Consider the following 22,824-nt stretch of genomic DNA (forward strand, 5'->3'; position numbering starts at 1 on the left):
GTTCAGTGCACCAACGTGCTCAGCCAGACCACGACGAAGCCGAGCAGCGTGGTGATCAGCGTGCTGAGGAGGCGCCGCGCGAGCGAACTGCCCCGGCGCGCCGACATCACGTAGCCGAGCACGGCGAGGATCACGACCCCCGAGCCGAGCGCCAGGTAGTAGGCCGTGTACTCCTCGACGAGTCCGAGCGGACCGAGCGCGAGGAAGAGGGCGGGCACGATCATCGCAGCGAGCATGCCGATCGAGTGCCGCGCGGTGTCGCCCACCGCGGCGAGCACGGTTCGCGGGCTGGGCTCGGAATCGGGCAGCCTCGCGATCGTCCCCGCGTACAGATGCGCGATCCAGAACACGGTGACCGAGCCGAGGAGGAAGAGCAGCACTTCGAGATCGGTGTCCTTGTCCCAGCCCACGGCGATCAGCGTGATCGCGAGGACCGTGCCGTAGATCGCTCCCTCGGTGCGCATGACGGCGACGACGGCTCCGACGGTGTCGGTCTTCTGCATGGCGCCCACCCTAGCCAGCCTGCGTTCAGCCCGCGCGCACCGAGACGTTCTCGCCGAGGGCGGTCCAGTCGAGTCCGGGGGAGTCCTCGGGGCCGGCGCCGTCGGGATGCAGGCGGGCCACGAAGGCGCCCGGCATCGAGGTCTCGAGCTCGCCACCGCCGCATCCCGAGAACGGCTCGTACTCGGTGAGGACGATCATGCAGCGGGCGTCGTCGTCGGCCGAGAGAGCGATGTACACCGCCGCTCCGTCGGCGCTGCCCGCGTAGCGCACCGAGTCGAGGTCGATGCTGTCGTCGACGGTGCCGAGGTCGGGGAGCACGTCGCGGTCGTCCCTGGTGCGCTCGAAGTCCGAGTACGGAGTCGGTCCGGCGCAGCCCGCGAGGAGTGCCGCGGTGAGGAGGGCGGCTACCGCCCCGCCGATCCGAGCCGTGCTGCGTGCCATCGAGGCCCCCTTCGTGGTGCCCACCCTAGCGACCGTCCTGTCAGCGCACCCGGCGGTAGGTGTCGATGCTCACGCCGGAGTCGAACCGTCGCGACTCGAGGCGGTGGAACCGCCGAGCGGCGTACGGCGCGCCTCCGAAGAGCGGGACGCCGTCGCAGAGCACGACCGGGTTCACCTTGAGGATCAGCGTGTCGATCTGCTCGACCAGCGCGCCCGCGAGCGCGCCGCCGCCCGCCAGCCAGACGCCGCCTCCGCCGCCGGCGCGCAGCTCGCGGACCGTGGCGACCGGGTCGGCGGTGGTCTCGATCCCCTCGGGGACCGCGTGGCCGCCCCGGGTCGCGACGATCTGCCGCAGGTGCGGGTAGGGGCTGTCGATGCCGGCGTCGAGCGCGGGCGTGTAGGTGCGCCACCCCATGATCACGGTGTCGAAGCGGGAGCCGTCGGCCGTGACTCCGAGGGCCTGCTGCGCGTGGATCGGGAGGGTGTCGCTGTAGTCGGCGAGGATCGCGTCGAAGTGGTCGCCCTCGGCCGGGAACGCGCTCCAGTCGCCGTCGGGCGCGGCGATCAGGCCGTCGAGACTGGTCGCGACGTAGTAGGTCAGCTCGCGCACGGGGCACCTCCGGTCGGGTGGCGCCGAGTCTACGAGTCGCGTCGGATCGGCGGTGGCTCGGTGAATCGCACGGGCGGTGGGCCGCCGGGAAGCGCGGGCGGCCGGGTGGTGACGCGGCGTCCGGTGGGGGTGCTCCACTCGGCCGTGCCGTCGGGCTGGAGGTTGTAGCTCCAGCGATCGCCGTGTCGGACGTGATGGTGGCTGGTGCAGAGACTGAGGAGGTTCTGGAGGCTGGTCTCGCCGCCGTTCCGCCACTCGACGGTGTGGTCGGCCTCGGCCGTGGAGGCGGGGCGGGTGCAGCCCGGGAACCGGCAGGTCTGATCGCGGAGCTGGAGCGCCAATCGCATCTGCGGGGGAGGGACGCGGAGGGTGCGTCCGACGGAGGCGATCATCCCCGTTTCCGGTTCGACGAGGACCCGGGTGAACGTCTCGCCGATGCCGACGAGCTCCCGTGCGGCATCGGCCGGGATCGGCCCGTAGCCGTCGAGGTCGGCAGGATGGTCGTCGAGACCGACCGCCGTGGTGGCGGGGAGGGTGACGCGGATCTCGGCGCGGAGGCCGGGTACGAAGGTCGGCGCGGGGCGGTCGCTCGCGAGCGGAGTGGTGCCGGCGATGTCACCGTCGCAGACGAGATCGGCCATGGCGTCGGCACGCAGCTGCGCGAGCGTCCGCGTGTCGCCGGATTCCTCTGCGGCAGCGCGCAGCGTGCGTGCCATCCGGTCGAGGCGGTTCAATGCTCCGGCCGCGACCGGCGCGGGCAGTAGTGCGCAGAGGGTGGCCATCCCGTCGATCCCGGCCGACATCCACACCGACCGCTCTTCACGAGCGCGCGCGTGCCGCTCGGAGAGGGGTTCCTCGTGCAGCTCCTCTCTCAGTTGCGCGACGGCGCGCCGCAGCTGACCCGGCGTCAGTGAGAGGGCCAGGGCCGCGCCACGTTCGTCGAAGGCGGCGCGGGACTCGACGGGCAGGGTCGCTGCGGCCGCGCAGATCACTCGGCCCGCCTCCCACCGTATGAGCGCGCCGGCCAGGGCGGCCCGGGTGTGCGGCAGATCGTCGACGAGCAGTCGCGCCTGCTCGAGCTCGTTCGACGCCACCCGCTCGGAGACGCCCATCGCGATCGCGAATTCGGCACGGATCGACCGCTCCGCCAGTTCGCTCGACTCGCTGGCCGACGGACCCCTGGCGAAGGACTCCGGAGAGGAGATCGCGGTGCGGTATCCCTCGTACAGCTGCTCGACCGAGGCGAGGAGGAGCGGCGCGGCGGCGCGGGCGAGCTCACCCGCGCGGTCTCCGCGTTCACGTGCCTCGGCGAGCACCGCTCCAGCCGTTCTCGTCTCTGCCATGCGGGAGAGTCAATCGGTCGGAGGCGCCACGGGACTCGCGGAGACAGCTTCTGTCGACGACTCGCCGCAGCGTCCCCCTGTGGAGGAGCACCCTCAGCGCCTCAGCGCCTCAGCGCCTCAGCGCCTCAGCGCTTCAGCACCGTCAGTGCTTCAGCGCCAGTGCGCCAGCTCGCTCGCCAGCGTCGCCCGGGCGCGCGCCAGCATTCCGCGCACGGTCGTCAGCGGCAGGCCGAGCTCGGCGCCGATCTCGAGGTAGCTGGCGCCCTCGACGCGCAGCTCCCAGCAGCGGCGCTGCGGTGACGGCATCGTGGCGAGGACGCGGCGGGCGTCCGCGGCGAGGGAGGCGCGGCTCGCCTGGGCGTCGGGTGCGTCGTGCGGCGAGGCGGGCAGCTCGTCGTCGAGCTCGGCGCGCGTGCGCGTCGCCGAGGATCGGAGGCGGTCGTAGCTCCGGCGTCGGACGGTCGTGACGAGCCAGCCGGCGATCGTGTCGCCGTCGATGACGCTGTCGGCGTGGCTCCAGGCGGCGAGGAAGGTGTCCTGCACCACGTCGTCGACGTCGGCGCTGCTGCCGAGCGTGCGTCGGGCGGTCGCGCGCAGCAGCCCGGTGTAGCGGCGCACGATCACGGCGAACGCGTCGCTGTCGCCGGAAGCGGCCCGGATGACCAGGACGCGGTCGGAGTCGGGGTCGAGAGCCGGGACCGGCGGGCGGGCGGTGCTCGGCGGCGCGAGCAGGGTCGGTGCGAGCGGGCCCGCGGGGGCCGTGGCCACGCGGATGTCGGCCCTGGGCGGGACGGACACCGAGGCGCCGCGAGCCGTCGCGACGAGCGAGGGTGCGAGGGCGCGCGCGGGGACGATCGGCGCGGACGTGAGGGCGGGGGGTGCGGTCGAGAGCATGCGGACTCCGGTGGTCAGGTAGATGTATACGCATGATTCGGAGGAGGGGTCGGGGCAGGATTGCGGCGCTACTGCCCCACTACGGGGGACATGTGATCGTCGCGGGGGGGCTTCCGCCACGACGATGCAGAAAGGGGGACCCGCCGGATCCGCGAAGACGTGGAGCCTCGTCCGGTCGTCGCTCCGGTCCTCGATCATCACGGCGCCGCGTGAGACGGCCGGCGCTCGCCGCCGCTCGAGCTCGACGGCGTCGGAGACCGTGGAGTCGAAGGTGCGACAGCGCTCAGCGGCGCGTGAGCACGAGGTGCACGACTCCGCTCGGCGAGGGCGTCGCCTCGACGGCGAAGCGCTCCTCGAGGCCCTCGAGTCCGTCCCAGAGGCGCTCGCCGCGGCCGAGGACGATCGGGACGAGCACGAGGTGCAGCTGGTCGATCAGATCGGCCTCGAGGAACTGCCGGACGGTGGCGACGCCGCCGCCGATCCGGACGTCGAGGTCGCCGGCGAGGGCGCGCGCCAGCTCGAGGGCTTCGGCGGGGTCCGCATCGACGAAGTGGAAGCTCGTGCCGCCCGCCATCTCGAGCACCGGCCGCGGGTGATGGGTCAGGACGACGACCGGGGTGTGGAAGACGGGGTCCTCACCCCACCAGCCGCGCCAGTCCTCGTCCTCCCACGGGCCGCGCTGGGGGCCGAACTTGTTGCGGCCCATGATCTCGGCGCCGATGCCGCGCGCCCAGCGGGAGGCGAACGCGTCGTCGACGCCGACCGAGCCGGGCGACTCGCCGGGCACGCCCATCTCGCGGAACGTCCGCGTCCCGACGGCCCACTCGACGAGCCGGTGGCCCGCGTGGCCGAAGGGGGAGTCGAGGGTCTGGCCCTCGCCGGCGCCGTAGCCGTCGAGGGAGACCGAGAAGTTGTGCACGCGGACGAGGCTCATGCCGCCATCGTCCTCTCTCAGGAGGCCGGGCAGTGCAGCTGCGTGCGCTCTCCGGAGCGGTCGATGTCGTGCCGGTCCATCGGCTCGCCGCAGAGGGGGCAGCGCGGGTCGGCGGTCGGGACGAACGGCGCCTCCGGGGAGCCCGTGCCGATGTGCGCCGGGCCGGTGAAGCTGTAGATGATCCGGTTGAACTTGTTGTAGAAGCCGGGCTTCCCGTCGAACGGGTTCATCGGGTTCGGCGTCCTTCGTGTCATAATCCTTAGTATACTAAGCAATCGTGACGATGACCTCGGAGAGCCTGGATCCGCTCGCGCTCGACCGCCAGCTCTGCTTCGCCCTGGCCGTCGCCTCGCGCACGGTCATCGGCGCCTACAAGCCGATCCTCGAGCCGCTCGGCCTGACGCACCCGCAGTACCTCGTGATGCTCGCGCTCTGGGAGCGGGAGCCTCGCTCGCTCTCGGACATCGCCGAAGTGCTGCGCCTCGAGCCCGCGACGCTCTCGCCGCTGATCAAGCGGCTGGAGGCGGCCGGCCTCGCGACCCGCGCGCGCGACCCCCGCGACGAGCGGCTGCTCGCCGTCCGCCTGACGCCCGCGGGGCGCGAGCTGCGCGCCCGTGCCGAGGAGGTGCCTCCGCAGGTCGTCGCCGCGCTCGGGGTCGACCTCGACGAGCTGCTCGAGCTGCAGGCGCGCCTGACGGCGGTCATCGAGCGGATCGCGCCCGTCTGATCAGCTCGCGCCGTCCGCCGCTCCGAGATGCTCGAGGAGCGCGGGGACGAGCAGCGGCCAGGTCTCGGGAGGCGGGAACTGGTGGCCGAGACCGGGGACGGGGAGCAGGTGCGCGCCCGGGATCTCGCGGGCCAGCGCCTCGCCGTGCCCCAGGGGGAACAGCGGATCCTCGGTGCCGTGCACGACGAGTGTGGACGCCGTGATCGTCGCCAGCTGCTCGCGGGTGCCGCTCGCGGACGGGATCGCCCAGTGGTTCGATCCGGCCGAGAGATCGATCGAGCGGTCGAAGGCGCTGTCGCTGATCCGCCGCACCCGCGCCTCGTCGACGGGGATCGAGCCGCCGAACAGCGCCTCCTCGGCGAGAGTCCGCCGGAGGACGGCGTCGCGATCGGTCCAGTCGACGGGCGATTCCTCCACGGCGAACGACGCGGCCAGCGCCGGCGACATCTGGGGCAGCCCCTCGGAGCCGGGCCCGCCGGGACTCGTCGAGAGCAGCGTCAGCGAACGGACCAGCTCCGGCCGCGCCATCGCGAGCTGCTGCGCGAGTCCGCCGCCGAGGGAGAGGCCGATCACGTGCGCGGGCGAGAGACCCGCCTCGGTGATCACTCCGGCCAGATCGTCGACCAGGTCGTCGCCGGTGTAGTCGGCCTCGCCGGGCGGGCGCGTCGTCGACTGGCCGGTGTCGCGGAGGTCGTAGCGCAGCACGCGGTAGCCGCCGGCGGCGATCGCCTCGCAGAGCTCGACGTCCCACCAGTCCGAAGGGGACGAGGCACCGGGCACCAGGACGACCCCGGGGTGGTCGGGCGACCCGAACTCGCGGACCCAGAGGTCCACTCCGTTCACCGCGAGCAGGCGGCCTGTTCCCTCGTCGGTCATGCACCCACTCTCGCCCGGGTGCGGGCGCGCGACAAGCGGCAGCCCGGATCGATCCGGCGGCCGCCCGGATCGATCCGTCGAGAACGACCCGTCCTGCTCGGTCGCACGGGCCTGCTCCGATGGATCGATCCGCGGAGCACGAGGCGCATCGCGGGACTCTCCGTGAGAATGCCAGCAGCCCTTCCGAGATCCGGGGGCGATCGCGACGGCGAGGGAGCCGAGATGACCGACGACACGCAGCGGACCCGGACGGTCTCGTGGCAGGACCCCTTCGTCGGGGCCGCCGCCGCGCAGACGATGAGCGGGCTGGAGTACCTGCGGCCGATGCTCGACGGCAGCATCCCGCCTCCGCCGATCGTCGCGCTGATGAACATGCGCCTCGAGCGGGTCGAGCAGGGGCTGGTCGAGTTCGCCTGCGCGCCCGACGAGTCGCACTACAACCCGATCGGGCGCGTGCACGGCGGCTTCGCCTGCACTGCCCTCGACTCGGCGGCGGGCTGCGCCGTGCAGTCGACGCTGCCCGCGGGAGTCGGCTACACCTCGCTCGACCTCACTGTCAGCTACCTGCGCGGCGTGCACGCGGGCGGCGGCGAGCTCCGCGCGATCGGCGCCGTGGTGAAGCCCGGCCGCCGCGTCGCCTTCGCGGAGGCGCGCCTCCTCGACGCGAAGGACCGCGTGGTCGCGACGGCGACGTCGACGCTGCTGGTGTTCCCGCACGGGGAGTAGAGGGGGCGACTCCTCAGAGGTCGACCACCAGGCGCGCCCCCGCCGCCCGCGACACGCACGGGTACAGCACCGTCGACTCCGGAGTGGTCAGCGAGTCGCGGTGCTCGACCTCGCCGCTGAGCACCCGCACCGCGCACGAGCCGCAGACGCCGCGGAGGCAGGAGCCGGTGACGGGCAGGTCGCGGGCCGCGAGCGCCTGCAGCATCGTGCGGTCGGCGGGCACCTCGACGTCGAGGTCGGAGCGCGCGCAGTGCACGGAGAACGGCGCGTCCGGTCGGGCCGCGACGGGCTTCGGCTCGAAGCGCTCGAGGTGCAGACTGCCGGGTGGCCACGCCGCCATCGCGGCCGTCACCGCATCGAGGAAGCGCGCCGGGCCGCACGCCGACACCGCGACGCCGGGGCGCGGATCGGCGAGCAGCGCGGGGATGTCGAGCCGTCGCGCCGGGGGGTGCAGCGACACTCTGGCTCCGAGTGCCGCGAGCTCCGAGCGGAACGGCACCGCCGAGTCGCCGCGGACGGCGTAGTGCAGCGCCCACTCCGCCCCGTCGCGGTGGAGGCGCTGCGCCATCGGCAGGAGCGCGGTGATGCCGATGCCCGCGGCGAGCAGGAGGTGCTCGTCGGCCGCCGGCTGAGGGAAGAGGTTCCGCGGCGGCAGCACGCGCACGATGCTGCCGACCCGGAGGAACTCGTGCACGTACATCGAGGCGCCGCGCGAGCGCTCCTCGCGCAGCACGGCGATGCGGTACGTCCGTGGATCCGAGTCGAGCAGCGAGTACTGCCGCTGCTGCCGCGTGATCAGCTGCACGTCGAGGTGCGCGCCCGGCTCCCACGGCGGCAGCGGAGCGCCGGAAGGATCGGCGAGCTCGACGCTCACGATGCCATCGGCCTCGGGAGTGATCCGGGTCACCACGAGCCTCAGACGATCGGGCACGATCAGTACAGCGTCCGGTAGCCGTCGACCGACGCCGCGTCGATCTCGCGTGCGACCTCGGCGCCGTACCCCGACGCCTCCGCCCACATCGTCCCGGCGCTCGGCACTTCGTCGGCGAGGTCCTGCATCTCCGGGTCCCACAGTCGCGAGCGGAGCAGCGCCCGCCCGCAGTGCAGGTACACCTGGTCGATCTCGACGACGGTCGCGAGCTCCGGCACCACGTGGTCCTGCTCGAGCATGCGCCGGAGCGGGAGGTCGTCCGTGACGTACGCGGTGCCGTTGATCCGCAGCGTCTCGCTCATCCCCGGCACGAAGCAGACGAGGCCGACGTGGCCGTTGTCGAGGATGTTCGAGAAGGAGTCGGCGAGCCGGTTGCCGAGGCGGTCGGGGATCGCGAGGGTCCGGTCGTCGAGCGCGCGGACGAAGCCGGGGTGGTCGCCGCGCGGCGAGCAGTCGCAGTTCCCGGCGGAGTCGCTGGTCGCGAGGCACAAGAACGGCGAGTGCGCGAGGAACACGCGGCTGCTGCGGTCGAGCCGGTCGAGGATCTTGGCGCTCGTCGGCGGCTCGGGATCGCCCAGTGAGGCGCGGACGTCGGCGGCCGTGAGCCGCCTCATCCGCGCACCAGCCGGTCCCACGCGAGATCGGCGAGCGTCTCGGCGTGCACGTCGAGCAGCGAGTCGTCGAAGACCGCGGTCTCGGAGTGCATCGAGGGCGCTCCGGTGGCGTGGACGCCGGCGGGCCGTGTGCCGAGGAAGAGCAGTGTGCCCGGCACCTCCTCGAGCACGTAGGCGAAGTCCTCCGAGGCCATCGACGGCGCGGGGAGGCGGCGCACCCGGTCCGCGCCGTGACGCGCCTCGAGCGCACGCAGCACCTCCTCCGTCTCGGCGGGGTCGTTGTGCGTCACGGGGTAGGAGTCGATGAAGTCGGTGTCGACCGCGCAGCCGTGCGCCTCCCCGATCGAGGCCACCAGCTCGCCGAGCGCCGAGCGGACCAGCGCGAACGTCTCTCGCGAGAGGGTGCGGATGTTGACCAGCAGCTCGACCCGGGTCGCCAGCACGTTGGGCGCGGTCGAGTCGCTGACGATGCTGACGACGGAGACGACGGCGGGGTCGGTCGCGGGAACCCGGCGCGCCACGAAGGTCTGCAGGGCGAGCACGACCGCGGCGGCGGCGGGGATCGGATCGACGGCGAGGTGCGGGAACGCCGCGTGCCCGCCCGTACCGGTCACGGTGATCCGCAGGCCGCTGGCGCTGGCCATCATCGGGCCGGAGCGCGAGACGAACAGCCCGCGGTCGGTGGAGCAGTCGACGTGCATCGCGAAGGCGGCGACCGGGGGCTCGCCCGCGGCCTCGAGGACCCCCTCCTCGAGCATGAGCCGCCCGCCCGCGAAGCCCTCCTCGCCGGGCTGCAGCATGAAGACGACCGTGCCCGGCAGCTCGTCGCGGCGGGCGGCGAGCAGGCGCGCCGCTCCGACGAGGCCCGCCAGGTGCAGGTCGTGGCCGCAGGCGTGCATCGCCCCGTTCGTCGACGCGAAGGGCAGCCCGGTCGCCTCGGTGACGGGCAGCGCGTCCATGTCGGCGCGGAGGAGCACCACCGGTCCCGGCCGCCCGCGCAGCACCGCGGTGATCGACGAGAGCCCCCGCCCGGTCGTGATCTCGAGCCCGAGCGGCGCGAGCGCCTCGAGCACTGCCGCCTGCGTGCGCGGCAGATGGAGTCCGAGCTCGGGGTCGGCGTGCAGGCGGCGACGCAGGCGGACGAGGTCGTCGAGCAGCTCGGCGCCGGCGCCCGAGAAGGTCACGGGCGGGCCCGCCGGATCCGCTCGGCCAGCGCCGGGTGGCGGTAGGGGCCGGGGGCCTCGAGCGCGGTGGTGATCCGCTCGACCACCTCGTCGGGCTTGTCCTGGCTCATCTTCTCCTTGGCCTCCAGGCGCTTGACGCGGAGGCGGAAGCCGACGGTGCCGTGCACTATCCGCTCGGCGTAGGCCGCGTTCTCGGGCGTGATGCGGAGGCGGAACGGGTCGGGCATGGCGTCCTCGAAGTGGTCGACCAGCCGCTCGAGCACGGCGAGGTTCTCGGCGTCCGACAGGATCTCGGGCACCCCGTAGGCGTGCACGGCGGCGAAGTTCCAGGTCGGGACGGCCTGCGCGACTCCGTACCAGCTCGGCGAGACGTAGCCGTGCGGGCCCTGGAAGACGATCGCGATCTCGGACTCGCCGAGGCGGTGCGCGCGCTCGTCGGGGCGGCCGACGTGGCTGACGAGGACGAGCTCGTCGGTGCCCGAGCCCGGAGGAGCCTCCTCGAGCAGGAACGGGTAGTGCGAGACGACGACCCCCGCCTCGGTCGCGCTCACCATCGTCGCCCAGGGGTGCTCGCGGATGAGCGCGCGCACCTCGGCGGGATCGGTCATGGCGTAGTCCGGGTTCTCACGCATGGGCGTCAGCCTTCCTCGCCGTGCGCTCCAGCGCCATCGCGAACTCCGGCCACAGCTCCACGGGGATGTCGTGCCCCATCTCCTCGTAGAGGTGGAGCTCGGCGTGCGGCATCACCCGCGCCGTCTCGAGCGCGGCGCTCCAGTGCAGGCTCTGGTCGCCGCGTCCGTGGATCACGACCGTCGGCACGGTGACCCGCGCCATGTCCTCGCGCCGCTCGAGCGGTCCGCGGAGCAGCGCGTTCCACTGGCGCACGAGCCCCGTCGGCGTGTAGGCGCGGTCGTAGTAGCGGCCGCCGAGCTCGGCGCTCGCCGCGGCGTCGAAGGGGAAGCCGGGCGACTGGTAGTGCCGCTGCCCGCCGACGAACATCTCGACGTAGGCGTCGCGGTCGAGCGCGGGAGGCACCTCCGTCACCGGTTCGCCCGTGTGCTCGCCGACCAGGAACTCGGGGGCCGACGACAGCGACGTCGACATCAGCCCGAGCGAGGCGACTCGCGAGGGGTGCCCGATGGCGACGAGCTGGGCGAGGTAGCCGCCCATCGACATGCCCGCGAGGTGCGCCCGCTCGATGCCGAGGTGATCGAGCACCGCGACCACGTCGAGCGCCATGTCGGCGAGGTCGTAGTCGGCCGCGGTGTCGGCCGGGCCGCCGGTGGCCTGGCTCAGGCCGACGTCGCGGTTGTCGGTGCGGACGACGAAGAAGCCGTGCGCGACGAGCAGCTCGCAGAAGCGCTCGTCCCAGCCGATGAGCTGCGCGCCGCCTCCGTGCAGGAGGACGAGCGGGCGTCCGGAGGGGTCGCCGGTGGTCTCGTAGAAGACGTCGACGCCCGCGGGCGTGGTGATGAGGGGCAACGGACGGTCCTTCAGAGGGTCGAGTGGGTGAGGCGGCCGCCGAGGAGCGTCGCGGCGACCGGGGTGCCGCGCAGCTCCTCCGACGAGGAGGTCGACGGATCCGCGTCGAGGACGACGAGATCCGCTACGGCTCCGACGCCGACCGTGACTCCGCGGGTGCTCGCCGCGAGGGCGACGTCGAACGGCAGCCGCTCGGCGGGGTGCCAGGCCTCGCGGCCGTCGCGGCGCCGGCTGACGGCGGCCGACATCGAGATCCAGGGGTCGAGCGGAGCGACCGGCGCGTCGGAGCCGAGCGCGAGCGTCGCCCCGGCCGCGTGCAGCGAGCCGAAGGCGAACGAGCGGTCGGTGCGGCCCGGCCAGTAGCGGTCGGCGACGTCGCGGTCGTCCATCGCGTGCTCGGGCTGCACGCTCGCGACGAGCCCGAGTCGGCCGAAGCGCTCGAAGTCCTCGCGCGCCACGAGCTGCGCGTGCTCGATCGTGCCGGCGATCCCCAGGCGCTCGAAGACGTCGAGCACGGCGGTGTTCGCCCGGTCGCCGATGGCGTGCACGGCGGGCGAGATCCCGGCGTCGCGGGCGCGCACCAGCAGCTCCTCCACGTCCTCGGGCGCGACGCTCAGCACGCCGCAGGGGTGCGGATTCTCGGCCGCGACTCCGGGGTACGGGTCCCAGCAGTAGGCGGTCCGCGTGTTCAGCGAGCCGTCGACGACGATCTTGAGCCGGCCCATCCGCACGAGCCCGGCGGAGTCGAGCGCGTCGCCCGTCCGCAGGCCCTCGGCGATCGCCGCGTCGAGCCGATCGGGCCAGACCGCGGCCTCGACCCGCAGCGCCGTGACTCCGGCCGAGACGCGCGCGGGCCAGTCGACGAGGTTGTCGGTGTTCTCGAACTCGACGATCCCGACGACTCCGCGTGCGGCGGCGGCATCGGCGGCCTCGCGGTAGGCGCTCACCGGCGGTCGGCCGACGGCGTCGAGTCGGTCGAGCATCCCGATCCACTCCGTCTCGCGGAGCATCCCGTCCTCGGGCACCGGCACGCCCAGCCGGCGGCCCGCGGCGGTGTTCAGCCAGCCGCAGTGCAGATCGCCGCTGATGAGGACGACGGGGCGGTCGGGAGCGATCGCGTCGAGAGCCGCGAGGGTCGGAGCGTCGGGCCAGAGTCCGTCGCGGAACCCGTAGCCGACGAGCACCTCGTCGGTCCGGACGGCCAGCGCCTCGCGCATGATCGCGACGGCGGCCGCGGCGCTGTCGGCCGGTGCCAGGTCGACCCGCTGCCGCTTGATCACCCACTGGGTGAAGTGCACGTGGGCGTCCCAGAATCCGGGCAGCACGAACCGCCCGTCGAGGTCCAGCGGGTCGGCGCCGGTCAGCGTCCCGGAGGCGCCGATCGCGGCGATCCTCCCGCCCTCCAGCAGCAGGTCGAGTGGTTCGGTGGCGCCGGAGAGCCGGGCGCGGCGCAGGAGCGTCATGCGTCCTCCAGATCGAGCGGCCGGCCCATCACGGGCACGGCGCGCAGCAGTTCACGGGTGTAGGGGTCGCCGGGATCGGTGAGCACCGCGTCCGTCGACCCGTGCTCGACGACCCGGCCGCCGCGCATCACGGTGACCTCGTCGCTGACGTAGCGGACGACGGCGAGATTGTGCGAGATGAAGAGCGTCGTCAGCTCGAGGCGCTCCTGCAGCTCGCGCAGCAGGTTCAGCACGACGCCCTGCACCGAGACGTCGAGGGCCGAGGTGATCTCGTCGGCGATCAGCACCTCCGGCTCCGCGGCCAGGGCGCGGGCGATCGTGATCCGCTGGCGCTGACCGCCCGAGAACGCGGTCGGCCGGTCGTCGGCGCGGGCGGGGTCGATGTGCACCAGCTCGAGCAGCTCGCGCACCCGCGAGGCCCGCTCCGCACTCGAGTGCCGCCGGCCGGTCGCGAGCAGCCCCTCGGCGATCGAGGAACCCACGCTCATCCGGGGATCGAGCGCCGAGAGCGGATCCTGGAACACCATCTGCACCCGCCGGCGCGCGGCCCGGGCATCGGGCGCCCGACTCGTGATGTCGACCCCGTCCAGGAGTATCCGCCCCGAGTGGATCGGCGACAGCCCCACCGCCACCCGCGCGACGGTCGACTTGCCCGAGCCCGACTCGCCGACGAGCCCGTGGGTCGTGCCAGGGCGCACCGTCAGATCGACGGAGTCGACGGCGGTCATCGCCGATCGCCCGTGGCCGAAGCGCACGGTCACGGCCTCGAATCGCAGCTCGCTCACGCCTGCACCTCCTGCAGCTCCGCGATGACGGGCAGGGCCGCCCCGCGATCGGTGGTCATGTCGGGCACGCAGGCGATGAGCCCGCGCGTGTAGGGGTGCTGCGCCTCGTCGAGGCGGGAGGCGGCGATCTCCTCGACCACGCGGCCGTCGCGCATCACGACGATCCGGTCGCAGAAGCCGCTGACCAGCGCGATGTCGTGCGAGATGAACAGGATCGCGGCGCCCGTCGCCTCCTGGGCCTCGCGGAGCGCCTGCATCACCTGCCGCTGCACGGTCACGTCGAGCGCGGTGGTCGGCTCGTCGGCGATCAGGAGGCGCGGGGCGCCCATCAGGCCCATCGCGATCATCGCGCGCTGGCGCATCCCGCCCGAGAACTCGTGGGGGAGCTGCCCCACCCGCCGCTCGGCGTCGGGGATGCGCACGAGGTTCAGCTTGTCGACAGCGCGGCGGAGCGACTTCGCTCGGCTGGTGCGGGCGTGCACCTCGCTCGCCTCCCGCAGCTGCCGGCCGATGGTGAGGGCCGGGTTCAGCGAGGTCAGCGGATCCTGGAAGATCATCGCCTGCTCGAGCCCGAGCCGGCGGCGCTCGGCCGCGTTCGGCACGGCGGTCATGTCGATCCCGCGGAACGTCAGCTGCGAGCTGGTGACCCGCGCCTCCGGCCCGAGGAGACCCGCGACGGCGCTCGCCGTCACCGACTTGCCCGAGCCGCTCTCGCCGACGATGCCGACGGTCTCGCCCGGCAGGATCGTGAGGTCGACCCCGTGGACTCGCTCGATCATCGCGCCGTCGCGACCGGGGAAGGCCACGCGGAGGTCCGACATCTCGACGACGGGAGTCGCGTCGGTGACGGGCGCGACGACCTCGTCCGAGCGCCGGCGCCGCACGGCCTTGAGCCGCTTCGTGCGCGAGGTCGACTCGCTGAACACCTCGCCGAGCAGCGCGAACACGACTCCGACGAGCACGATCGCGATGCCGGGGCCGATCGCCGCCATCGGGTCGACGTAGATCCGCTTGGCGCCCTCGTTGAGCAGCCGGCCCCAGTCGAACTCGGGGGCCTGCACGCCGAGCCCGAGGAACGACAGGGCGGCGAACGAGAGCAGGGTGACGGAGGCGTGCGCGGCGGTGTTCACGAGCAGCGGCGGCAGGATGTTCGGCACCACATGGCGGACGGTGGTGCGCAGCGATCCGCTCCCGAGCATCCCCGCGGCCCGCACGTAGTCGCTCGACGCGACCGAGGCCGCCAGAGTGCTGGTGAGGCGGGCGAACACCGGGATCCCGGCGAAGCCCACGGCGAGCATGGCGCCGACCGCGGTCGTGCCCCAGATCACCGAGAAGAACAGCGCCAGCAGCAGCCACGGGAACGACAGCAGGATGTCGATGAGCCCCGCGACGAGGCGCTGGAGCACCCGGGGCAGCAGCACCGCGACGACGCCGAGCAGCACGCCGCCGACGACCGAGATGCCGGTCGCGCCGAGGGTGAGCAGCACCGAGACGCGGGTGGCGACGACGACGCGGGCGAACAGGTCGCGGCCGAGGTCGTCGGTGCCGAACGGATGCGCGAGGCTGACGCCCTGCTGCCGGTCGGGGATGGAGCGCTCGGTGGCCAGGTCGCCGAAGAGGATCGGGCCGAGCACGGTCGCGAGCACGACGAGCAGCAGGCCGACGGCGGCGGCGAGGCCCTGGGGGGAGCGGAGTCGGTTTCTCATGGTCATGCCTCCGCGATCGCAGAGCGGGGATCGAGCGCCGCGAGCAGCAGGTCGATCACGAGGTTGGCCGCGAGCACCAGGACGGCGTAGGCGAGGACGATGCCCTGGATCAGCGGGTAGTCCTTGGTGGTGATCGACGAGACGATCGTCGATCCGATGCCCGGGATCACGAAGACGGTCTCGATGAGGACCGTGCCGGCGACGAGGCCGGTCAGCACGACACCGCCCGCGGTGAGGGTCGCGGTGACGATGTTGGGCAGCGCGTGCCGCAGGTAGAGGAGGTGCGCCGGCAGCCGCTTGCTGCGCGCGGTGGTGAGGTAGGGCGCCTCCAGCACCCGCACCATCTCGACGTGCACGATGCGCGCGAGGTAGGCGAGCGGTCCGATCGCGAGCGCGAGCACCGGCAGCACCGCGTACTCGGGCCCGCCCCAGCCCGCGGAGGGCGCGAGCGGCACGACGATGCTGAACAGCCAGATCAGCACCACCGCGAGGAGGAAGTTGGGGATCGCGATGATCACGCCCAGCAGGCCCGAGACGCCGAGGTCGAGCGCGCGGTGCCGGCCGGCCCGCGCCGAGACGGCCGTGGCGACTCCGATCGGGAAGGCCCCGAGCGCCGCGACCGCGAACGACACGACCGAGAGCATCAGCGTCGCGGGCAGCCGCTCGGCGAGGGTGGTGCCGACCGGCCGCTGGGTGCTGATCGAGGTGCCGAGGTCGCCGCGGAGGAGGCCGCCGAGGTAGTTCGCGAACTGCTCGCCGATCGGCCGGTCGAGACCGAGGGTCGTGCGCAGCACGTCGACGGTCGCGGCCGGGGCGGTGGGCCCGAGGGCGGCGCGGACCGGGTCGCCTGGCACGAAGTGCACCATGAAGAAGGAGGCGATCAGCACGATCACGAGCGAGACCGCCGCCCGCGCGAGGCGCTTGAGGAGGAAGGCGAGGCGCGGGGATCCGACGAGCAGGAGCAGACGATCCCCCCGACGCACGGCGGCGATCGGCGCGGTCCGCGGGGGCGCCGCGACGGCCGGAGCCGTCGGTCGCGTCGAGGGGATCGTCACGGTGTCAGCCCTCCATCCGGATGGTGGTCGGCGCGACGGTGCCCGGGCGCTCGAGGGTGGCGCCCTTGACGTACATCGGCGACTCCGTCTCGGCGAGCGGGAAGACGTCGACCCGCTCGATCAGCTCGGTCTCGGCCTGCTTCCAGATCCCGCAGGCCTCCTCCGCGGTGCCGGCACTGAGCGCCTCGGTGGCGAGGGCGTTGTACTCGGGGTTCGAGACGCCCATGAAGTTGTAGCCGCCGTTCTCGCTCGTCTCACCGAGGAAGAACAGGCTCAGCACGACCGGGCTCGACGGGGCGAGCTGGATGAAGCCGGTGTCCCAGTCGTAGCTCTGGTACAGGTCGGTCGACCAGCCGGCGGAGTCCTCGGCGACGAGGTCGGTCGTGATGCCGAGCTCGTTCCACTCCTGCTGGACCTCCTCGGCGGCGGCGCCGTGCGAGGGGGTTCCCGCGTCGTAGAGGAAGCGGATGGTGAGCGGTTCGCCGTCCTTCGATCGCAGTCCGTCGGAGCCGACGGTGTAGCCGGCCTCGTCGAGCAGCTCGCCCGCCGCCTCCACGTCGGTGTCGGGCAGCGACCACTCCGGGCCTCCCGCCACACAGGTCAGCGGGATCTGGTTGACCAGCGACACCGACTCGAGCGCGTTGCCGTCGGTGACCAGCTCGCCCACGGCGTCGCGGTCGAGCGAGAGCGTGAGCGCCTGGCGGACGCGGACGTCGGCGGTGGGGCGGTCGGCGCGCTCGTTGAAGAGCATCTCGCCGATCGGGTTGAGCACGCCCTCGGTGTCGAGACCGGCGGCGTCGAGGCGCTGGCGGTCGGCTCCGATGACGGAGGCGGCGTTCAGCTCCCCCGAGATGAGCAGGTTCGCAGCGGTCGCCTCGTCGGTGATGACGCGCGCCTCGAGGGCGTCGGGGAGGCCCTCGGTGTCGCTCGTCACGTCGTCGGGGCCCCAGGTGTAGCCGTCGCGCTTCGTGTAGGTGTAGTCCGAGCCGGGGTTCGAGGCGGTCAGTGCGTAGAGCGAGGTGCCGTTCGTCGTGTCGGTCAGGGTCGTCGGGTCGTCGATGCCCGCCTGGCAGACCATCTCGATGCTGCCGGTGCCCTGGAGGAGGAACGGGTTGTTGGTCGCGGAGGTGATCGTGAGCACGTTGCCCTCGGCTGTCGCGGTCATGTCCTCGGTGACGCTCGAGCCGAACCAGAACGTGCCGTTGGCGGGGTTCGCCTGGTAGGCGATGTTCGCGGCCGCGGTCTCGGCGGTGAAGTCGCTGCCGTCGGCGCAGGTGATGCCGTCCTTCAGCGTGTACGCGATCGAGGTCGGAGTGGTCTCCCAGCTCTCGGCGAGGAACGGCACGACCTCGCCCTCGGGCGTCGTGTAGGCGAGAGAGTCGTAGCCGAACGTGACCAGGGCGCGCTGCACGAGCGAGACGCCGGTGAAGGGATTCAGGCTTCCCGGGTCGTCGTTGATCGCGAGCGAGAAGGTGCCGCCCGAGACGGGGTCGCCGCCTCCGGAGTCGCCCGCGGGAGCGGAGCAGGCGCTGAGGGCCAGCAGCGAGACGAGGGCGCCGGCGGCGAGTGCCGGGGCGCGGAGAGATGCGGTCATGATGCGTCCTTCGGGGAGTGCAGGGCGAATGGTGCAGGACTCCCGATCAGGGCCAGCGGGCCCGCGGCCTTCACGGAGACTTTGAGGGTGGCGTTCGTCGAGTACGAGAGGGGTGTCTCGAGCACGTCGACGATCTCGACCAGGCGCGGGTCGGCTCCGGCCTGGATCGCGCGCTCGATCGCGACGCGACCGGCCGACTCGATCGCGGCGGTGCGGTCGACGTGGTCGCACACCTGGTCGGCGCGGCCGCCGGCGAGGGCGATCGCGGCGCCGACCGCGTTGGCGACGTTGCCGCGGCCGGGCCGCAGCACCTCGCTCGCGCCGTGCACGCGATCGGGCACGAGGAACCCGCCGCCGCCGACCACCACGAGCGGCAGGCCGACGCGGCCGAGCGACATCCGCTCGACGGCCGACTCGATGCGGTCCTGGGCGACGGCGAGCGCGTTGCCGAGCCCCGAGCGCACGGCGCGGTCGAGGGTCGGGAGGCTGTGCCCCGCGATCATCCCGGGGAGCTGCATCGCGGCCGCATCCGTCAGCGTGGGAGTCGAGCCGCCGAACAGCAGCGCCTCGCGGGCGATGCGGTAGCCGACGGAGTCGCCGGTCGGCACCCCTCGCGCGGTGTCGACGACGGTCCCGCCGCCGATGCCGACGCTGAGGATGTCGGGCATCCGGAAGTTGGTGCGGACGCCGCCGATCTCGCGCGGCAGCGTCGACTCGCGCGGGAAGCGGTCGACGAGCACGCCGAGATCGCTCGTCGTGCCGCCGATGTCGATGATGATCGCGTCGTCGGCGCCCGAGAGGAACGCGGCGCCGCGGATCGAGTTGGCGGGACCCGAGCCGATCGTGAGGACGGGGTAGCGCGCGGCGTACTCGACGGCCATCAGCGTGCCGTCGTTCTGGGCGAAGAAGGTGGCCGCGTCGAGCCGCTCCTCCTCGACGACGGTCAGGAGGCCCTGCGTCACGTCGCGGGCGATGCCGTGCAGCGCCGCGTTCAGCACCGTCGCGTTCTCGCGCTCGAGCAGACCCAGCGCGCCGATCTCGTGGCTGAGCGAGACGGGGACGTCGACCCCGACGTGGTCGGCGACGAGCGCTGCGACCTCGAGCTCCTGCTCCGGGAACGACGGGCTGAAGATGCCGCAGACCGCGACCGCGTCGAACCGGCCCTCGAGCGAGTCGAGGAACCGGCGGATGCCGTCGACGTCGAGCGGTGAGATCGGGTAGCCGTCGATCAGGTGCCCGCCGCCGGCGAGCAGCGCCCCGGCGAGCACGGTCTCGCGGAGGTCGGCGGGCCAGCCCGAGAGCGAGGGGAACTCGGTCGAGGCGGGCGCTCCGAGCCGGATCACAGCCACCCGGCCGAGGTCGCGGCGCCGCACGATCGCGTTGGTGGCGTGCGTGGTGCCGAGCATGACCCGCGAGACGCGCTCGCGGCCCTCGCCCAGCTCGCCCAGCACGACCGAGAGGGCGGCGCGGATGCCTCCGGTGACGTCCTCGGTCGTGGCCTGCTTGGTCCAGGCGATCACGGCGCCGTCGGCGTCGAGCACGACCGCGTCGGTGTTGGTGCCGCCGACGTCGATGCCGACGGAGAGGTCGCGGGCGCTCATCGGGCCACCTCCGTGGCGGCGCCGTCGAACGGCACGTACTCGAAGTCGAAGTCGAACGCCGCCGGCCCCGCCAGCTCGATGCCCCGCGGTGTCCGCCAGAGCGGATCGCACGCCCACGCGAGCACGCTCACCCGCTGCCCGAAGCGGAGCATCTCGGTCGAGATCGCCTCCCCGGTCTCGGAGTCGAGGATCGTCACCAGGTCGGGCACGCTCACCACCACGCCGCCGTCCTCGATGACGACGAGGTTCTCGTTCTGGATCTCGACCCGCACCATGCGGCTCCGATCGGCGCCGACGCCGTCGATGGTGACGGAGCCGCGGGTGAAGCCGCCCTCGGTGCTGCGGTCGATGTCGATCACCTTGCCGCCGATCAGCACGGCGGCGCCGAGCTCCTCGGCGATGTCGACGACCGGGTCGATCGAGCCCAGGAGGCGGCGGCCGACCTGGATCGCGCGGCTCACCGTGCCCTCGATCACCGCGCCGGGCGCCGTCTCGTGGGTGAGGAGGTAGTGGGCGCCGAGCGCGATGCCGCCGGCCGCGACCGTGAAGGCCCGCGCGTGGCGCTCGAGCCAGGCGATGTCGATCGTCCGCAGCACCGTGACATTGCCGACCACGTCGCTCATCACCGCGAACTCGCTGGCCAGGCCCGCGACGTTCATCGAGATCATCGTCGCCTTGGGGAAGGCGCGGCCCATGCCGTCGGCATCGAGCACCGCGAGGCCGAGCTCGGCCGCCCAGCCGACCGGGGCGACTCCGTTGCTGCCGCCGATCTCGGCGGCCATGACGGCGGTGATGGGCCGGCCGACGAGCCGCTCCACCTCGCGGAGCAGCGTGTGCACCTGGCTGCTCGAGCCGAGCATCTCGATGCCGACGGAGGGGGCGCCCATCCCCGACAGGATGATGACCGCGTCCTCGGGTCCGAGATCCTCCACCCCGATCATCCTCACCGGCCCGTTCGCCTCGATCGCGTTCTCGACCGACAGCTGCGAGCCGTGCACGGATCCGCCGCCTCCGGTTCCGAAGACGGCGCAGCCGGCGGCCAGGGAAGCGACGTCGTCGCGGGTGATCAGGCGCACGGCGGTGGTTCCGGCGGAGGGCGTGAAGCTCATGGTTCGAGGCTAATCAGGCCGATGGCCGGACGGAATGTGCCGACAGCATGAGGAAATGCGGCAGATTGTTCTCATGGCACAGACATCGCTCGCCCACGTCCTCGAGCACGGCGAGCAGTTCGACATGGTCTGCCGCGCGGGCGCCGTCGACGGAGTCGCGCTCAGCGGAGTCGAGATGCTCGCGCTCGACGACGTCGGCCGGGCCTCGCCCGGTCACCTGGTGATCGTCCTGCACGGCGCCGAGCAGCCGCGGGCCTACCAGCTCGACATCGTGATCCGCCGCGCGATCGCCGCCGAGGTCGCCGCGCTGCTGTTCGTCGGCGAGATCACGCTCGCCGCGACATCGCGCTCGCTGGCCGACCGCGGTGCGCTGCCCGTGCTCACCGCGAACGCGGCCCCCTCCGAGCTCGCTGTCTCGATCGACCGGCTGCTGCGCGGCGGTGCGGCCGAGGCGCTGGGCCGCGCGGAGCACGCGATCGCCGTGGCCGCCGCCGCGTGCGGCCCCGGATCCGGCGAGGGGGAGCCGCTCGACGCGCGCTCCGCCGTGCTCGACGCCGCGAGCGCCGCACTCGGGGTCACCCTGCGGATGATCGAGGACCCGGCCGTCACCTGGACCGACTCCGACGCGGTCTGCATCGGCGAGGTCGCGGTCGGCCGCCTCGTCGCCGACCAGGCCGAGACCGCCGTCGCGATCGCCCTGCCCGTCGTCGCCGCCCTGCTCTCGCGCGCCCTGCAGCGCGAGTCGCAGCTGCGCTTCGGCCCCGCCCGCTCCCGCGCCGACCTCGTCGTCGAGCTGCTGCTCGCCGAATCGTCCCGGATCGACGCGCTCGCCGTCGACGCCGCCCGCGCGGGACTGCCCGTCGCCTTCGCGCACGCCGCCGCCTGGATCACCCCGCGCCACCGCGACGACCCCGAGCGGCGCCTGCCCGCCGCCCCCATCGCGGCCCTCGAGCTGAACGCCTTCCAGCTCACCGACGGCCGCGACGAGACCTGGCACCTCGCCGTCTTCCACGACGACCTCGTGGTCGTCGCCTCGGAGGAGTCGGGCGCCCCCGACCACCAGCGGCGGGTCCGCGACGTGGTCGAGCGCCTCGTCGCGCACGGCACAGCCCTCGCGGGTGAGGGCTGGACCTTCACCGTCGGCCTCGGCACCCCGCAGTCCGGTGCCTCCGGCCTCCGCCAGTCGGCCACGGAGGCGCGCATCACCGCCGGCTCGGCCGTCGCCGCGGGCCGCCTCGGCGCGATCGAGGTGACCGACGTGACGGGCCTCCGCCGCGTGCTGCTCGACTTCTACGCCTCTCCCCTCAGCCGCGCCCTGCTCGACGACGTGCTCGCGCCGCTCGACGCGCTCGGCGCCGAGCGCTCCGCCATCTCGGTGCGCACCCTGCTGGCCTACCTCAGCAACCGCAACTCCCTCGCGCGCGCCGGCGAGGTGCTCCTCCTGCACCCGAACGCGGTGAACTACCGCATCCGCCGGATCGAGCAGTCCCTCGCCCTCGACCTCGACGACCCGGACACGCGCTTCGCGCTCGAGCTGGCCTGCCGCCTGCGCCTGATGGCGACGACGCCGTGAGCCGGGTGACCTGCGCTAGGCCGTCGGCTCTGCGGCGAGAGCGTCAGCCAGTCGGCTGTTGCCGCGGAGCCAGGACGCGAGGTCCCTGTCGAGGATCGACGCAAGGGTGAGGCACGCGCGAGAGCCCTGCCCCGCACTGATGCGTCGTCCCTCGCCCGGAAGAGGGATGCCCGTCAGGATCGGCTCGTGGTGCGCCGCCCGATTCCGAAGAGCATGGATGTCCTTGAGGACGCGGAGGGTCCAGGTCCGCGTGTAGTGCGCCCCCTCCGAGGCGGCGACGGCCCGTCCGCCGGGGAACGCGGTGTGCAGATCGTCTCGCCAGAGCGTCTCGTAGCTGACCGGCCGCCTGAGTGGCCCTGTGCCGATGTCGCCTCCTGATTCGAGGAGATTCCGCCAGAACCCGAACATGAGCTGCGCGACCACGCGCCCGGGCGTGCGTCGGTTCGCCGGGACGTCCTGCCATGCGCGGGACGGAGCCGCCAGCGAGCGGTTGTCGAGCCCGACGTCCTCGCTGTACCAGTCGGGACGCCCCGCTCGGCGTTCGAGAGCCTCGCTCATCGCGTTCCGCAGGGCGACCTCGAGGATCGCGATGTCCGCCATCGCCGCCGCGGCGACGTCGCGGTCCCAGAGGTACAGCACCAGCGAATCGCGCCCGGATCGCGTGCCCTCCGC

The 22,824-nt window shown here is 73.1% G+C and carries 24 protein-coding genes; 3 read left to right on the forward strand and 21 right to left on the reverse strand.

Annotation, left to right across the window (positions count from 1 at the left end):
* Positions 1-2: 2 nt before the first annotated feature.
* The 7 genes from GRS96_RS06540 to GRS96_RS06570 all read right to left on the reverse strand — a co-directional run bounded on the left by GRS96_RS06540 (position 3) and on the right by GRS96_RS06570 (position 4,980).
* Positions 3-503, reverse strand: coding sequence for a hypothetical protein (locus GRS96_RS06540; protein WP_159854605.1), 501 nt, complete (start codon positions 501-503; stop codon positions 3-5).
* Positions 504-528: 25 nt separating this feature from the next.
* A complete protein-coding gene (locus tag GRS96_RS06545) occupies positions 529-945 on the reverse strand; it encodes a hypothetical protein (RefSeq protein ID WP_159854603.1) in 417 nt (138 codons plus the stop codon).
* 40 nt (positions 946-985) lie between these two features.
* Positions 986-1,555, reverse strand: coding sequence for a dihydrofolate reductase family protein (locus tag GRS96_RS06550; RefSeq protein ID WP_159854601.1), 570 nt, complete (start codon positions 1,553-1,555; stop codon positions 986-988).
* 29 nt (positions 1,556-1,584) lie between these two features.
* Positions 1,585-2,898 carry an HNH endonuclease signature motif containing protein gene (locus tag GRS96_RS06555; protein ID WP_159988074.1) on the reverse strand — a complete coding sequence of 438 codons (1,314 nt, stop codon included), beginning with the start codon at positions 2,896-2,898 and terminating at the stop codon, positions 1,585-1,587.
* A 150-nt stretch (positions 2,899-3,048) separates the two neighbouring features.
* Positions 3,049-3,792 carry an RNA polymerase sigma factor gene (locus GRS96_RS06560; protein ID WP_159988075.1) on the reverse strand — a complete coding sequence of 248 codons (744 nt, stop codon included), beginning with the start codon at positions 3,790-3,792 and terminating at the stop codon, positions 3,049-3,051.
* A 283-nt stretch (positions 3,793-4,075) separates the two neighbouring features.
* On the reverse strand, positions 4,076-4,726 hold the full coding sequence (locus GRS96_RS06565; protein WP_159854595.1) for a dihydrofolate reductase family protein: 651 nt from the start codon (positions 4,724-4,726) through the stop codon (positions 4,076-4,078).
* Between the two features lie 17 nt (positions 4,727-4,743).
* Positions 4,744-4,980, reverse strand: coding sequence for a hypothetical protein (locus GRS96_RS06570; protein WP_159854593.1), 237 nt, complete (start codon positions 4,978-4,980; stop codon positions 4,744-4,746).
* A 29-nt stretch (positions 4,981-5,009) separates the two neighbouring features.
* On the opposite strand from GRS96_RS06570, the gene GRS96_RS06575 reads away from it, so the two are divergent.
* The gene (locus GRS96_RS06575) at positions 5,010-5,453 is read left to right on the forward strand and encodes a MarR family winged helix-turn-helix transcriptional regulator (RefSeq protein ID WP_159854870.1); all 444 of its coding nucleotides are present in this window, start codon (positions 5,010-5,012) and stop codon (positions 5,451-5,453) included.
* Here GRS96_RS06575 and GRS96_RS06580 read toward each other — a convergent pair whose 3' ends face one another.
* A complete protein-coding gene (locus GRS96_RS06580; protein ID WP_159988076.1) occupies positions 5,454-6,329 on the reverse strand; it encodes an alpha/beta fold hydrolase in 876 nt (291 codons plus the stop codon).
* Positions 6,330-6,551: 222 nt separating this feature from the next.
* On the opposite strand from GRS96_RS06580, the gene GRS96_RS06585 reads away from it, so the two are divergent.
* Positions 6,552-7,055, forward strand: coding sequence for a PaaI family thioesterase (locus tag GRS96_RS06585; RefSeq protein ID WP_159988077.1), 504 nt, complete (start codon positions 6,552-6,554; stop codon positions 7,053-7,055).
* A 13-nt stretch (positions 7,056-7,068) separates the two neighbouring features.
* Here GRS96_RS06585 and GRS96_RS06590 read toward each other — a convergent pair whose 3' ends face one another.
* From GRS96_RS06590 to GRS96_RS06645, 12 genes are read right to left on the reverse strand one after another with little or no spacing between them, the layout of a single operon-like run.
* On the reverse strand, positions 7,069-7,962 hold the full coding sequence (locus tag GRS96_RS06590) for a PDR/VanB family oxidoreductase (RefSeq protein WP_159988078.1): 894 nt from the start codon (positions 7,960-7,962) through the stop codon (positions 7,069-7,071).
* A gap of 26 nt (positions 7,963-7,988) precedes the next feature.
* Positions 7,989-8,600: an MSMEG_1061 family FMN-dependent PPOX-type flavoprotein gene (locus GRS96_RS06595; protein ID WP_159854585.1), complete on the reverse strand. Its 612-nt coding sequence runs from the start codon at positions 8,598-8,600 to the stop codon at positions 7,989-7,991.
* Positions 8,597-9,784 carry a M20 metallopeptidase family protein gene (locus GRS96_RS06600; protein ID WP_159988079.1) on the reverse strand — a complete coding sequence of 396 codons (1,188 nt, stop codon included), beginning with the start codon at positions 9,782-9,784 and terminating at the stop codon, positions 8,597-8,599. Before GRS96_RS06600 ends, GRS96_RS06595 begins: the two co-directional genes overlap by 4 nt.
* On the reverse strand, positions 9,781-10,416 hold the full coding sequence (locus tag GRS96_RS06605) for an FMN-binding negative transcriptional regulator (RefSeq protein ID WP_159854581.1): 636 nt from the start codon (positions 10,414-10,416) through the stop codon (positions 9,781-9,783). The genes GRS96_RS06600 and GRS96_RS06605 overlap by 4 nt, the downstream gene beginning before the upstream one ends.
* Positions 10,409-11,266: an alpha/beta fold hydrolase gene (locus GRS96_RS06610; protein WP_159854579.1), complete on the reverse strand. Its 858-nt coding sequence runs from the start codon at positions 11,264-11,266 to the stop codon at positions 10,409-10,411. Before GRS96_RS06610 ends, GRS96_RS06605 begins: the two co-directional genes overlap by 8 nt.
* Before the next feature lie 11 nt (positions 11,267-11,277).
* Positions 11,278-12,729: an amidohydrolase gene (locus GRS96_RS06615; protein WP_159988080.1), complete on the reverse strand. Its 1,452-nt coding sequence runs from the start codon at positions 12,727-12,729 to the stop codon at positions 11,278-11,280.
* Positions 12,726-13,514 carry an ABC transporter ATP-binding protein gene (locus GRS96_RS06620; RefSeq protein ID WP_159988081.1) on the reverse strand — a complete coding sequence of 263 codons (789 nt, stop codon included), beginning with the start codon at positions 13,512-13,514 and terminating at the stop codon, positions 12,726-12,728. Before GRS96_RS06620 ends, GRS96_RS06615 begins: the two co-directional genes overlap by 4 nt.
* Complete coding sequence (locus tag GRS96_RS06625) at positions 13,511-15,226, reverse strand: dipeptide/oligopeptide/nickel ABC transporter permease/ATP-binding protein (protein ID WP_159988082.1); 1,716 nt, start codon at positions 15,224-15,226, stop codon at positions 13,511-13,513. The genes GRS96_RS06620 and GRS96_RS06625 overlap by 4 nt, the downstream gene beginning before the upstream one ends.
* Positions 15,223-16,275, reverse strand: a complete 1,053-nt coding sequence (locus GRS96_RS06630; RefSeq protein WP_204162047.1) for an ABC transporter permease — start codon at positions 16,273-16,275, stop codon at positions 15,223-15,225. Before GRS96_RS06630 ends, GRS96_RS06625 begins: the two co-directional genes overlap by 4 nt.
* A gap of 4 nt (positions 16,276-16,279) precedes the next feature.
* Positions 16,280-17,869, reverse strand: coding sequence for an ABC transporter substrate-binding protein (locus GRS96_RS06635; protein WP_159854571.1), 1,590 nt, complete (start codon positions 17,867-17,869; stop codon positions 16,280-16,282).
* Positions 17,866-19,470: a hydantoinase/oxoprolinase N-terminal domain-containing protein gene (locus GRS96_RS06640; RefSeq protein WP_159854569.1), complete on the reverse strand. Its 1,605-nt coding sequence runs from the start codon at positions 19,468-19,470 to the stop codon at positions 17,866-17,868. Before GRS96_RS06640 ends, GRS96_RS06635 begins: the two co-directional genes overlap by 4 nt.
* Positions 19,467-20,579: a DUF917 domain-containing protein gene (locus GRS96_RS06645; protein ID WP_204162048.1), complete on the reverse strand. Its 1,113-nt coding sequence runs from the start codon at positions 20,577-20,579 to the stop codon at positions 19,467-19,469. The genes GRS96_RS06640 and GRS96_RS06645 overlap by 4 nt, the downstream gene beginning before the upstream one ends.
* A gap of 73 nt (positions 20,580-20,652) precedes the next feature.
* On the opposite strand from GRS96_RS06645, the gene GRS96_RS06650 reads away from it, so the two are divergent.
* A complete protein-coding gene (locus tag GRS96_RS06650) occupies positions 20,653-22,152 on the forward strand; it encodes a PucR family transcriptional regulator (protein WP_204162049.1) in 1,500 nt (499 codons plus the stop codon).
* Between the two features lie 15 nt (positions 22,153-22,167).
* Here the strand turns inward: GRS96_RS06650 and GRS96_RS06655 are convergent, their stop codons facing one another.
* The gene (locus GRS96_RS06655; protein WP_159988083.1) at positions 22,168-22,791 is read right to left on the reverse strand and encodes a hypothetical protein; all 624 of its coding nucleotides are present in this window, start codon (positions 22,789-22,791) and stop codon (positions 22,168-22,170) included.
* Positions 22,792-22,824 lie beyond the last annotated feature (33 nt).

Origin of the sequence: Rathayibacter sp. VKM Ac-2803 (genome assembly GCF_009807175.1) — a bacterium.
Taxonomy (GTDB): Bacteria; Actinomycetota; Actinomycetes; order Actinomycetales; family Microbacteriaceae; genus Rathayibacter.